Origin of the sequence: Rhizobium sp. BT03 (assembly GCF_030053155.1) — a bacterium.
Classification (GTDB): domain Bacteria; phylum Pseudomonadota; class Alphaproteobacteria; order Rhizobiales; family Rhizobiaceae; genus Rhizobium.
In genome coordinates this window covers 140,367-153,274 of sequence record NZ_CP125640.1, presented here as the reverse complement: position 1 = coordinate 153,274, position 12,908 = coordinate 140,367, and the positions used below count along the sequence as shown (strand labels likewise).

The window sequence follows — 12,908 nt, the reverse complement described above, 5'->3', positions numbered from 1 at the left end:
GATACAGGCCTAAGCATAGGGAGGAGCAATGGTGGCGCTCGATATCAATGAACACAGGCTTTCATCCGGCGCCTGGCTCGGCAAGCTCAAGGGAGCTACCGGCCCGCTCGTGGGACTGCTTGCGCTCTGCGTCTTTCTGAGCCTCAGCACGGACACGTTTCTTTCGGTTCGAAACGGCCTCAACATCCTCGACCAGATCACCGTTCTCGGTATCATGGCGGTCGGGATGACCTTCGTCATCCTGATCGGCGGCATCGATCTCTCCGTCGGCTCGGCACTCGCCCTGGCGATGATGGTCATGGGCTGGACTGCCAATGTCGCCGGCCTGCCGTTGCCGGTCGCGATCGCCTTTGCTCTGGTCGCATCGGGGGTTTCTGGGCTGATCGTCGGACTGCTGGTGACGCAGTTCAGGGTTCCGGCCTTTATTGCCACGCTTGCGATGATGTCCGCCGCACGCGGCGTCGCCAATATGATCACGGACGGCCAGCAGATCGTCGGGTTCCCCGACTGGTTCATGATGCTGGCAATCGATCGCCATTTCGGCGTGTTGACCGCCACCGTGTTTCTCATGCTTGCGGTGGTTCTTGCGGCGTGGCTTTTCCTGCACTTCCGCTCCGAAGGGCGCATGCTCTACGCGGTCGGAGGAAATCCGGAGGTCGCGCGCCTCGCCGGTATCAACGTCCCGCTCGTGACGATTGGCGTCTACATCGTAAGTTCAGTGCTTGCGGGGCTCGCAGGCATCGTGCTCGCCGCCCGGCTGGATTCCGTCCAACCATCAAGCGGTCTCGGCTATGAACTGGACACCATCGCTGCGGTCGTCATCGGCGGCACGTCGCTTTCCGGCGGCGCCGGCGGCATCGGGGGAACGCTGATCGGCGTTCTGATCATCGGTGTGCTGCGCAACGGCCTCAACCTTCTCAACGTCTCGCCGTTCCTGCAGCAGGTGATCATCGGCATCGTCATCGTGCTTGCGGTCGGCGCGGAGACCATTCGTCGGCGTCGCGCCTGACGAGCGGGGTCTGCCGCACTGGCGGACCCGGAATTCCGCCCCGGAAAATCGGGGCGGATCTATACCCCGAGGGGGAGGACATACCCGAGGGTTCCATTAAACAACGGAGGAAATACAATGAAAATAGCGCGCACCATGCTCGCGTCTGCTGCACTGCTCGGCCTCATGCTCGGTCCCGTCCACGCGGCGGAACTGAAGAAGCTGGGCCTCGCCGTTGCCAACCTTCAGGCAAACTTCTTCAACCAGATCAAGCAATCGGTCGAGGCCGAAGCCAAGAAGCGCGGCATCGAAGTCATCACGGTCGACGCCAAAGGCGACGGGCCGACACAGGTCAACCAGATCCAGGATCTTCTGACTCAGAAGATCGACGCGCTGATCTACATCCCGGCCGGTGCTGCGGCTGCGACCGTCCCGGTCAAGCTCGCAAAGAGCGCCGGCATCCCGGTCGTAAACGTTGACCGCAACGCCGAGGGAGCACCGGGCGATACATTCCTTGCAACGGATTCCGTCGCCTCTGCCAAGGCCGTGTGCGACTACATTCTGAAGGAAGCCGGCGGCAAGGGTAAGATGGTCATCATCCATGGCCAGAAGGGCACGACCCCGGAAGTCGATCGCTCGAAGGGCTGCGCTGAATCGCTGAAGGCATATCCTGACGTGAAGGTCGTCGCCGAGCAGTTCTCCAACATCTGGAGCCAGGACGAAGGCTTCCAGATCATGCAGAATATGCTGCAGGCAAACCCTGATGTTTCGATCGTGTTCGCCCAGGCCGACGGTCTCGCCCTTGGCGCCGCGCAGGCAATCAAGGTCGCCAATCCGTCGCAGAAGATCGTGGTCGGCGGCTTCGATGGCGATACCGCAGCGCTCGAAGCCCTCAGCAAGGGCGTCTTCAACGTGACGGCGACGCAGCAGACGCAGAAAATGGGCCGCGATGCGGTTGAAAATGCCGCCAAGCTTGTCGCCGGAGAAAAGGTGCCGCCGGTCCAGCTCCTGGATGCCACGCTGACCACCAAGGAAAACGTGGCAGGCTTCATCGCCAACCATCCCTGATAAAGTTGAGGTTTTGAGGAGGTGTGCCGTGACTGATCCCGTTCTTTCCCTGAGAGGCATATCCAAGTGGTATGGGCCGCTCCAGGTTCTGAAGGATGTCAGCTTGGACGTCTATCCGGGCGAAGTGGTTGCACTTCTCGGTGAAAACGGAGCGGGCAAGTCGACGCTGTCGGGCATTATTGCCGGATCCCGCACGCCCTCCGAAGGATCGATGACATGGCTGGGGCAGCCTTATGCCCCGGCCACCCCAAGAGAAGCGATCGACAAGGGTGTTGTCCTGATTCACCAAGAGCTGCAGCTTCTGCCGCAGCTGTCGATCGCGGAAAACGTCTTCATCGGACGCTGGCCGATGAAGAACGGCGCCGTCGACCGTGCCCAGATGGTTCGCCGCGCTCAGGACCAGCTCGCTCGCTTGAACCTTCACATACCCGCAACGCGGACGGTCGCCGGTCTCTCCACCGCAAATCAGCAGCTCATCGAGATCGCCAAGGCGCTGGCTCTCAACGCAAAGCTGCTGATCCTCGATGAGCCGACAGCCGCCCTTGGCGGCGCGGAGACGGAAGCTCTGTTCGAACAGGTGCGCAAGCTTCGCTCGGAAGGCGTCGGCATTGTCTACATTTCCCACCGCATGGAAGAGATCAAGCAGATCACCGACCGCATCGTCGTTCTTCGCGACGGCGAGCGCGTGCAGGAATTCTCGGACAGCGCCACCCCGGTGCGAACGATTGTCGAGAGCATGGTCGGACGCCCGCTTGACCGTTTGTTCCCCACCCTGCCCGTTCCGACCGATCGCCCGGTGCTTGAAGTGTCCGGGCTAAGCTCGCCTGATGACTCGTTCCGTGACGTTACCTTCGAGGTGCGGGCCGGCGAAATTCTCGGCATCGCCGGGCTGGTCGGCGCCGGCCGCACCGAACTGGTGCGGGCGATTTCGGGCGCCGATCCGATCAGTGCTGGTTCGATCAAGCTGGAAGGCGAGGAACTCAGACTGCGCGACCCGGCGGACGCCATCGCCAGGGGAATCGTGATGGTTCCGGAAGACCGCAAGGAGCAGGGCCTGATCGTCGGCCACCGGATCAGCGAGAACATTATCTACGCCAATCTCGACAAACTGGGCGGTGGCTGGATTACGCCGCGCATCAAGCGCTCGTTTGCGGAAAAGGCCGTTGCCAAATTCGGCGTCAAGGGCCGTGCCGAGCAATACGCCTCGGACCTCTCCGGCGGCAACCAGCAGAAGGTCGTGATCGCCAAATGGCTCATGCGCGATCCCAAGGTCGTCGTGCTCGACGAACCGACGAGAGGCATCGATGTCGGCGCCCGCGCCGGCATCTACGACATCATCGTCAATCTTGCCAAACAGGGCGTCGCGGTCATCGTCGTAAGCTCGGACCTCGAGGAAGTTCTCGGCGTCTCCAATCGCATTCTCGTGCTGGCGCAAGGCAAGCAGGCGGGGATTCTCAATCGTGACCAGGCCAATGACGTTTCGGTCATGGAACTGGCTACCATCTAAAGCAATTCCAGCAAAAGTGTGCAGCGGTTTTGCGTCAGGAATTGCGTGAAAACAAGACAACAGAGAAAGGAAGAGCGGTGTCCGACATCACTCTGAACGCCCCGAAGCTTTTCGATCTCAGCGGCCAGGTTGCCATCGTAACCGGGGCCGGGAGCGGCATCGGGCAGCGCATCGCCATCGGCCTTGCGCAATGCGGCGCCGACGTGGCGCTGCTCGACCGCCGGACCGACGACGGGCTGGCCAATACGGCCGAACATATTCGCGCCGCCGGCCGCCGCTCGATCCAGATCGCGGCTGACGTGACGAGCAAATCTTCGCTTGCAGAGGCAGTCGCACGAACCGAAGCGGACCTCGGCGCCTTGACGCTGGCCGTCAACGCCGCAGGCATCGCCAATGCGAACGCAGCGGAAGATATGGAAGAGGATCAATACCAGACGTTGATGGATATCAACCTCAAGGGCATCTTTCTTTCCTGCCAGGCCGAGGCCCGCGCCATGCTGAAGAATGGACGCGGCTCCATCGTCAACATCGCTTCCATGTCGGGTGTGATCGTCAATCGGGGCCTGAGCCAGGTGCATTACAACGCCTCCAAGGCGGGCGTCATCCATATGTCGAAGTCTATGGCGATGGAATGGGTCGGCCGCGGCATTCGCGTCAACACCATCTCCCCCGGTTACACGGCAACGCCGATGAACACCCGTCCGGAGATGGTCCATCAGACCAAGCTCTTCGAAGAGCAGACGCCGATGCAACGCATGGCAGATGTCAACGAGATGGTAGGTCCGGCGGTGTTTCTGCTGTCGAATGCAGCAAGTTTCGTGACCGGCGTCGATCTTCTCGTCGACGGCGGATTCTGCTGCTGGTGACACGAAGCTCATTGCCGGCAATTGGAAAACGATCTCGCTCCCTCCCTGGCAGAGATCGAGGCGCTGAAGGGGATAACGGGCAGGACGGCGTGCGATAGCGTCGTCTGCCCGCCCCTCACGCCGATCGAACGAGCTGCCGCTTGAGCTCCAATGATGATCGCAGGCAGATCGCCCGCAGATTTGCTGTTTATGTCAGGATACCGGGAAGGAAAAAGCATGAAACGCTTTGAGCAAAAGACGGTCGTCATTACCGGAGGAAGCCGCGGCATCGGAGCGGCGATCGCCAGGCGGTTTGCGAATGAAGGCGCCAACCTCGTCGTCTCCGCGAACGAGGATTCGGTGCATGCGGTCGCCGAGCGGATCAGAGCCGAAGGCGGCAAGGCGGTCTCTTTCGTCGGCGATGTCACCGACAAGGCAAGCGTGAAGGCTCTCTATGACGTTGCCGAGACAGAGTTCGGCTCCGTCGACGTCTCGATCCAGAATGCCGGCGTCATCACCATCGCCCGTGTCGAGGACCTCACCGAAAACGAGTGGGACAAGGTCATGGCCGTCAATACCAAGGGCGTCTTCCTCTGCGCCCAGGAGGCGATATCGCGTATCCGCAAACACAGGCGCGGCGGCCGCATCATCAACACCGCCTCCGGCCAGGCCCGCGACGGCTTCATTTTTACGCCGCACTACGCCGCCTCGAAAATGGGCGTGGTCGGCATCACCCAGAGCCTGGCCAAGGAAGTGGCGACCGAAAATATCACCGTCAACGCCTTCTGCCCCGGCATCATCGAGACCGACATGTGGGCCTATAACGACCAGGCCTGGGGCAAACTGCTGGGCAACTACGCTCCCGGCGAGTTGATGAAGGAATGGGTCGAAGGCATCCCGATGAAACGCGCCGGCTCGGGCGAAGACGTCGCCGGCCTGGTCACCTTCCTCGCCAGCGCTGACGCCGCCTATATCACCGGCCAGACGATCAATGTCGATGGCGGGTTGATCATGTCTTAGGCGGGGTGCTGATCTTGGGCGGTGACGATGGGAGGATGCAAGCGTGCCTTTCGCTTGCCGCTCAAGGCGTTCGTCGCTGACGCTCCTCACCCCCCTCATCTGCCCTGACGGGCATCTTCTCCCCGCTGGGGAGAAGGGGAGCGAGCCGCACGGTCATCATTCCCGCACCAGAGGTCTCAAGTGGAGTGAGACGCCGCTGCGAGTCCCCTTCTCCCCAGCGGGGGTCCGAAGGACGGGTCGAGACCCGTGGCTCGACCCCGGTCGGTGCCGGCAGGCAGACAAGGGGGTGAGCGGCAAAGCCGCGAATGCGCGGAGCGCAAGCGAAGGGCAAGAAGGAGCCGGCACCGCGTCAGTGGCCGACCCCGTCCTTCGAGGCCCCTGCGGGGCACCTCAGGATGAGGTCGGAGAGAGGTCGCGGCTTGCTTCAATGAAGGGCGGAGCAACAAGCCAGATCTTACTCTGCGTGACATGGCACACGGATTAGTAGCCGCCAGTCACGCGGCACATCGACCAGCCCGCCAGCCACACGGCAAACCACTCAATCCACCAGCCACACGGCACCACAATCAGCCCTCATCCTGGGGTGTGTAGGCCGCAGGCCGGAGCCTCGAAGGACGAGGGCGGGTGGCTCGACCTCCGACATCCACCCTCACCCTACGTCCGACTGATCGAAACCCCGCCATCCGCCAGCATCGCCGTCCCCGTCACGAAGCTCGCCATATCCGACGCCAGGAACAACGCCGCATTGGCAATCTCTTCCGGCTGGGCCATGCGCTTCAGCGCATGCAGCCCCTCGACGAAGGCAAGCAGTTCCGGTGTCGCATCCGGCGCATTGGTGATCGCAGCCGGCGTGTTAGTGCCGCCGGGAAGCAGGGCGTTGACACGGATATTCTGCCGCCCGAGTTCGGCGGCGAGCACCTGCACGAAACCGATCAGCCCCGCCTTGCTCGCCGCATAGGCGGCCATGCCCGGCATGCCGGCGGTGTGGCCGACGAAGGTGGAGGTGAAGATCAGCGATCCGCCGCCTTTTCCCATCGCTGCCGACTGGTGTTTGGCGCCGAGGAAGGCGGCGGTGAGATTGGTCTCGATCGTCTCGCGCCAGCCCTCCGGCGACAGTTCCGCCACCGGCCCCATCTCGCCGAGAATGCCGGCATTGTTGAAACCGATGTCGAGTCCGCCGAAGCGGGAGACAGCCGTTTCACTAAGCCTGGCCTGCAGCCCCTCGTCCCTGATGTCGCCCGATATTGCGACGGCCTGCCCGCCCTCCGCCTCGATTTCGGCGACGACGGCGTCGAGCGCCTCTTGTCGCCTTCCGGTGACCACGAGCTTGGCGCCCTCCCGTGCAAAGAGTTTCGCCGCGGCGCGGCCAATGCCGGAGCTTGCGCCGGTGATGATCGCAACCTTGTCGTTCAGAAGTGTCATGTCCGTTTCTCCTCTGTTGTCGAGGCATCCGGGATCGCAAACATCGGGCGATGCAGCCACCCGTTTCCCGCGCGGACAAACGAAAACCGCTGGCAATCGATGTTCTCGGCCGGCGATCAGCTCTGTTGCCGGAGGAGGACCTTGATCGACGCATCGGAAATATTGGAATTCGCATTGTAAAACGTTCACTTGCCGCGGTTTTCAAACACGCACCTGCCTCAGCATCAGCACCATTGTGCGCTGCATCATCGATTTATCCCGGGTGTGACATTCATCCGATTCCCTTCATGTATCTTCCCGACTAAGAAGGGGCGCACAGGTAAAGGGAATCTCTTCATGCCGCGGTCACGCAATACTGAGGGCGCCATCTATATGAGCATGGCGATGGCCGGCTTTTCCTCGAGCGATGCCCTCTCCAAATCGGTGATCGCCTATATGAATGCCGGCGAGATCATGTTCCTGCGCGGCCTCTTTACCAGCCTGCTCGTCTTTCTGATCGCCTGGAAAATGGGCGCGCTGCGCTCCTGGCGTGTCATGCTGAAGCCGATGATCATTCTCCGCATCGTCTGCGAGATACTCTCCGCGGTCACCTATATCACCGCGCTCGGCATGATGCCGATCGCCAATGCCTCGGCAATCCTGCAGTCGCTGCCGCTGGTCGTCACCTTCGGCGCCGCGCTCTTCTTCCGCGAGCCCGTCGGCTGGCGGCGCTGGTCGGCGATAACAGTCGGCCTCGTCGGCGTGATGATCATCATCCGTCCCGGACCGGAAGGGTTTACATCAGCCGCCCTGCTCTGCGTCGGCGCGGTGCTGACGACGGCCGGCCGCGATCTCGCCACCCGGTCGATCGATCCGGAGATTCCCTCGCTGATGATCACCGTCATCACGGCTACCTCCGCCTCCTTCTTCGGCGCGCTTCTCATCCCCGTGCTCGGCGGCTGGCATCCGGTCAGCGCCGCCTCGCTCGGGCACCTCCTGCTCGCCTCGGTGCTGGTGCTCGTCGGCTACCAGTCGGTCATCCTCGCCATGCGCACCGGCGAGATCTCCTTCGTCGCGCCATTCCGCTATACGAGCCTCATCTTTTCCTCGCTGCTCGGCTTTTTCTTCTTTGCCGAAGTGCCCGACAACTGGACGCTGCTCGGCGCTGCGATCGTCATCGCTTCCGGCCTCTATACGTTCTATCGTGAAGCCAAGCGTCACGTGGCGCCGATCGCGCAGGAATCCGCGCCGCGCTCACCGGTTTGAGGCAGGATGATGACTGAATTCTCGCTCGACAGATCCGATATAGCAGGCGTCGTGCTGGCCGGCGGCCGCTCGCAGCGCATGGGCCACGACAAGGCGGCCGCAATGCTCGGGACCGAAAGCCTGCTCCGTCATGTGCTGACCCGCCTTTCGCAGCAGGTCGTCCCCGTCGCCATCAACGCCGATACCGCCGCCGAGGATGTGCCCGTCGTCCCCGACCTTTTCCCCGGCAAGGCCGGGCCATTGGCCGGCATCCATGCGGCGATGCGCTATGCCGCCGGCCTTCCCGCGATCACCCATGTCGTCACCGTCTCTGTGGATTGCCCGTTCTTCCCGACCGACCTCGTCGCCCGGCTGGCGGCAGCGCTCGAGCGCCCGTCGCAGATCGCCATCGCCGCCTCCGAGGGCCGCAGCCATCCCGTCTTTGGGCTCTGGCCGGCGACACTCGCCGCCGACCTCGAAGCCTGGATCGTCACCGACGAAAAGCGCCGCGTGCGTGACTTCCTGTTACGGCATGACGTTACGGAAGTATCATTTCCGCTGCATCCGACCCGCGCCAGCCTGCTCGATCCTTTCTTCAACATCAACACGCCGGATGATCTCGTCGAAGCCGAACGCTGGCTGGAGGCCCTTCGCGCATGACCGCACCCAAAATCTTCGGCATCGCCGGCTGGAAGAACTCGGGCAAGACGGGGCTCGCCGTCCGGCTGGTGACGGAATTCACCCGCCGTGGCTACCGGATCTCGACGATCAAGCATGCCCATCATGATTTCGATATCGACAAGGTCGGCGCCGACAGCTACCGCCACCGCGAGGCCGGCGCCCATGAGGTCACCATCGTCTCCGGCACCCGCTACGCCATCATGCATGAGCTGCGCGGCGCGCCCGAACCGGAATTCGAGGAGATCCTTGCGCGTCTTGCGCCCTGCGATCTCGTGCTGATCGAAGGCTACAAGCGCGAGCCGATCCCGAAGATCGAGGCCCGCCGGCTGGAGGCCGCCAATCGCCAGCCGCTGGCGTCGAGCGATCCCCATATCTGCGCCATCGCCGCCGATCACGCCGTTACGGATACAGCCCTGCCGGTCTTCGATCTAGACGACACAGGCGCCATCGCCGATTTCATCGCCGGCACCGTTGGCCTTGGACAGGCGAAGCTTTGAACCACCTGCGTCGCCGCCGGATCTAAGAAGCGGAGCCGTTTCGCTTGCCATCGCCTTGGCGATTTCCTTGGCGAGTTGAGACTGATCATAGGGCTTTGCCAATCTCGGAAGATCGATATCGGTGCCGGCAGGAAGATCGGCGTAACCTGTCGCCAGCACGATCGGCAACGCCGGGTGAATGTCCCGTGCGGCCCGGGCAAGCTGTGCGCCGGTCATACCAGGCATCGAATAGTCGGTTATGACAAGGTCGAAATGCTGACCGCTGCTGATCAGTTCCAGCGCCTGCGCGCCGGAGTTTGCTTCGACGACCTCGTGGCCGAGATCTTCAAGCATGTCGACCGAACTCATGGCGATCAAAGCATCGTCATCGACGAGCAGGATCTTAAGTCTGGATGCAGCTTGGGGAACGGCCTGTTCCGCTTCGATCGCCCGCTCGGGGCGCCGTTCGGTCGCCGGAAGCCACAATTCAGCTGTCGTTCCGACCCCAAGTTCGCTTGTCAGCCGAAGTGCGCCATTGAGCTGAACGGAAAGTCCGTGGATCATCGATAAGCCGAGGCCCGTGCCTTTTCCGAGTTCCTTGGTCGAGAAAAACGGATCTATTGCCTTCTTCAGCGTCTCCGCGTCCATGCCGGTGCCGCTGTCGGCCACCGCCAACACCAGATAGGCGCCCTTGTCGAGAATGCCGTCATCGCCGGCCACCTGCGCATCACGCAGCGATATGGACAGCGTCCCGCCATCCGGCATCGCATCGCGGGCATTGACCGCAAGATTGAGCAGCGCCAATTCCAGCTGGTTCGCATCGACCAGCGCCGGCGGCAGCGTCGCCGGCAGGCTGGTTTCGATGCTGATCGAGGGTCCGACCGAACGCCGCAACAGGTCGTTCATGCCGGAGACCAGCTCGGCCAGATCGACGGGCTTGACCTGCAGATCCTGCTGTCTGGCAAAAGCCAGCAGCCGCTGCGTCAGCGCCGCCCCGCGCCGCGCGCCCTGAATCGCCCCGTCGACCAGACGCGTCGCCTTGCCATCTCCGGCAACATGCTTGCCGAGCAACTCCAGATTTCCGAGAACGACCATCAGCAGATTGTTGAAATCGTGTGCGACGCCGCCGGTCAGTTGGCCGATCGCCTCCATCTTCTGCGATTGGCGAAGCTGCTCCTCGGCTCTTTCACGCTGGGCGACTTCCTCGAGCAGGGTCTGGTGAGCGGCGTTGACCTCTTTGGTCCGTTCCCTCACACGCTCTTCGAGGTTCTCATTGAGCCGTCTCAGATTTTCCTCGATGGTCTTGCGGACGGTGGTATCGGAGCAGACGCCGACGAGTTTCCTGGCGGAACCATATCTGTCGGAATAGAGCTGCGCGTGGACCTCGGTCCAATGCAGCGATCCATCCGGCCAGATCGTCCTATGCTCGATCGAATAGTCGCGTCCAGTATCAATCGTCTGGCGCAGGCGTGCCAGCACACTATCCCGGTCGTCGGGGTGGATGCTTGCGATCAGATCGTCGCGCGTGACATCGTCATCCGGCCCTCGGCCGAAGACCGCTTTGCAGGTCGCCGAAGCAGACAGGGCCATCGACGACAGCTCCAGCTCCCACGCCCCGAGACGACCGGCGGCAAGCGCCGTCTGCAACCGTCGTTCTCCCTCGCCCAGAGCCTCGAGCCGGGCTCGCGCTTCATATTGGCGCAGGCGCCCCTTCAATGCGGTCCGGGCAACGCTGATGAAGGAGGTCGCATGGAACGGCCTCTCCAGGAATGTGACGTTGCCAAGAACCTCGGAAAGCCTAGCAGCGGCGGGATTTCGCTCAGGTCCTCCACCGCGTTGAGTGAGGACGATGAACGGCAGGTCCGACCAGCTCGGTTGGGCCGAAACCCAGGCGGCAATCGGCTTGAGATCGCTTGAGCGAACGGCCTCTTCCGTCAGCACGCCAAGCGCAATGTCATCGCTGAGCAATGACGCGAACATAGGCAGGTCAGTGGCAGCAATCGATGCCAATCCGGCCTCATCGACCAACGATCTCGCCACCCAGGCATCGCGACCGGCAGGCGTGTAGATCAATGCTTTCGGTTTGCCGGAATTAGGAATTGCCGCTATCCCCGCCATCGGTCGCGAGGAGCGGCGTTGAGGTCGTGACAAATTCGGGAACGCCGCGAAGTACGCCCTGGAACCCCACGAGAGGATCACCTAACCTCAGGCCGGAACCGTCGATACGATATTCCCGGATGGTATCCTCGTGAAAGCCGGTCCTCTTCTTGATCACCGAGACTGCACGCCGCACCTTTCCCGCAGCCTCGAAGTAGCGCAGCAGAATGACGGTGTCGGCGAGATAGGTGACGTCGACGGGCGCCTTCATATCACCGACCAAGCCGTGCTGGGCAACGGTGAGGAAGGTGTTGGCGCCTTGCCTGTTCAAATATTGCAGCAACTCATGCATATGAAGAATCAACGAATTCTCATCCGGCATCGAAGCCTGATAACCGTTGATACTATCGATGATGACGGTTTTCGCATCCGACTTGTCGACGCAATTGCGCACGCGGTGGGCGAATTCGCCCGGCGACAGTTCGGCGGCATCGAGCTGTTCGATGTGAATATAGCCCGCGTTTCGCATGGCCTCGAGATCCATTCCGAGCGCCTTCAGCCGCGTGAAGAGAAGGCCCAGCTCCTCGTCAAAAATGAAGGCCGCCACTTTCTCGCCGCGCGCAACCGCAGCCATCAGGAATTGAAACGAAAACGTGCTTTTGCCGGTGCCGGCAGGACCAAGGATGAGCGTACTGGAACCTCGCTCAAGGCCACCTCCTAAAAGAAGGTCCAGTTCTGGAATATTGCAGGAAATCTGATCACGGGCGTAACTCGACCTGTGTTCGGCGGCGACGAGTCGCGGAAAGACGATAACGCCACCAGTCTGGATGATGAAATCGTGATAGCCGCCGCGGAAGGCCTGCCCGCGATATTTTATGACTCTAAGACGTCGGCGCTCGGAGCCGTAGCCCGGCGCCATCTCTTCGAGATGGATGACACCGTGCACGACGCTGTGCACCGTCTTGTCGAGCACCTCGGACGTCAGATCATCGAGCAGAAGCACTGTCGCTCCTTGTCGGGCAAAATAATGTTTGAGCGCCAGGATCTGCCGGCGGTAGCGCAGCGAACTTTGCGCGAGCAGCCTTATCTCCGACAGACTGTCGAGAACCACGCGACTCGGCTTGATCCGCTCGAAAGCGGCAAAGATTTCCTTTGTCGTCTCTCCGAGTTCAAGATCCGACGAATAAAGCAGGCTCTGCTGCTGGTCGGCATCCAGCAGGCTTTCCGGAGGCACGACCTCGAAGACCTCGATCTTGCCATCGATCACCATGCCGTGCGATGCGGCACCGGCCCGAAGTTCGCTCTCGGTTTCCGAAAGGGTGATGTAGAGCCCCTGCTCGCCGAGCCGTGCACCTTCGATCAGGAACTGCAGCGCAATCGTCGTTTTGCCAGCTCCCGGATTTCCCTCCAGGAGGAAAACGTGCCCCGGCGAAAGCCCCCCGGCCAGAACTGTATCCAAACCGGACACGCCGGTCCGGGCTTTCGTGGCAGGTGCCGCAGTATTCATTCACTGTTTCCTTCAATTTCAAGTGTGAATTAGCGGCGAACGAAGGAATGTCAAATCACTGGCAGGCATGATT

At 61.8% G+C, this 12,908-nt stretch carries 11 protein-coding genes; 8 read left to right on the top strand and 3 right to left on the bottom strand.

Annotated elements, in window-relative coordinates; translation table 11 throughout:
- Positions 1–28 precede the first annotated feature (28 nt).
- The 5 genes from QMO80_RS00785 (at position 29) to QMO80_RS00765 (ending at position 5,428) form a co-directional block, all read left to right on the top strand.
- The gene (locus QMO80_RS00785; RefSeq protein WP_283198475.1) at positions 29–1,009 is read left to right on the top strand and encodes an ABC transporter permease; all 981 of its coding nucleotides are present in this window, start codon (positions 29–31) and stop codon (positions 1,007–1,009) included.
- Between the two features lie 117 nt (positions 1,010–1,126).
- Complete coding sequence (locus tag QMO80_RS00780) at positions 1,127–2,056, top strand: sugar ABC transporter substrate-binding protein (protein WP_003540275.1); 930 nt, start codon at positions 1,127–1,129, stop codon at positions 2,054–2,056.
- Between the two features lie 28 nt (positions 2,057–2,084).
- A complete protein-coding gene (locus QMO80_RS00775) occupies positions 2,085–3,563 on the top strand; it encodes a sugar ABC transporter ATP-binding protein (protein ID WP_283198474.1) in 1,479 nt (492 codons plus the stop codon).
- A 77-nt stretch (positions 3,564–3,640) separates the two neighbouring features.
- Entirely contained in the window at positions 3,641–4,429 is a 789-nt protein-coding gene (locus QMO80_RS00770) for an SDR family oxidoreductase (protein WP_283198473.1), read from the top strand.
- Positions 4,430–4,645: 216 nt separating this feature from the next.
- The gene (locus QMO80_RS00765) at positions 4,646–5,428 is read left to right on the top strand and encodes a glucose 1-dehydrogenase (RefSeq protein WP_283198472.1); all 783 of its coding nucleotides are present in this window, start codon (positions 4,646–4,648) and stop codon (positions 5,426–5,428) included.
- 654 nt (positions 5,429–6,082) lie between these two features.
- On the opposite strand, the gene QMO80_RS00760 is transcribed toward QMO80_RS00765, so the two are convergent.
- Positions 6,083–6,850 carry an SDR family oxidoreductase gene (locus QMO80_RS00760; protein WP_283198471.1) on the bottom strand — a complete coding sequence of 256 codons (768 nt, stop codon included), beginning with the start codon at positions 6,848–6,850 and terminating at the stop codon, positions 6,083–6,085.
- Between the two features lie 336 nt (positions 6,851–7,186).
- Here QMO80_RS00760 and QMO80_RS00755 point away from each other — a divergent pair, with 336 nt between their 5' ends.
- The 3 genes from QMO80_RS00755 to mobB are packed head-to-tail and all read left to right on the top strand — an operon-like array spanning position 7,187 to position 9,252.
- A complete protein-coding gene (locus QMO80_RS00755; protein WP_283198470.1) occupies positions 7,187–8,095 on the top strand; it encodes a DMT family transporter in 909 nt (302 codons plus the stop codon).
- A gap of 9 nt (positions 8,096–8,104) precedes the next feature.
- Positions 8,105–8,734 (top strand): molybdenum cofactor guanylyltransferase MobA, encoded by a 630-nt coding sequence (mobA, locus tag QMO80_RS00750; protein ID WP_283200081.1) that lies wholly within the window; start codon positions 8,105–8,107, stop codon positions 8,732–8,734.
- On the top strand, positions 8,731–9,252 hold the full coding sequence (mobB, locus tag QMO80_RS00745) for a molybdopterin-guanine dinucleotide biosynthesis protein B (protein WP_097628519.1): 522 nt from the start codon (positions 8,731–8,733) through the stop codon (positions 9,250–9,252). The genes mobA and mobB overlap by 4 nt, the downstream gene beginning before the upstream one ends.
- Here the strand turns inward: mobB and QMO80_RS00740 are convergent.
- A complete protein-coding gene (locus QMO80_RS00740) occupies positions 9,184–11,349 on the bottom strand; it encodes an ATP-binding protein (RefSeq protein ID WP_283200080.1) in 2,166 nt (721 codons plus the stop codon). The two genes, mobB and QMO80_RS00740, sit on opposite strands and share 69 nt — an antisense overlap.
- Entirely contained in the window at positions 11,324–12,835 is a 1,512-nt protein-coding gene (locus tag QMO80_RS00735; RefSeq protein WP_283198469.1) for an ATPase domain-containing protein, read from the bottom strand. The genes QMO80_RS00740 and QMO80_RS00735 overlap by 26 nt, the downstream gene beginning before the upstream one ends.
- Positions 12,836–12,908: the final 73 nt, after the last annotated feature.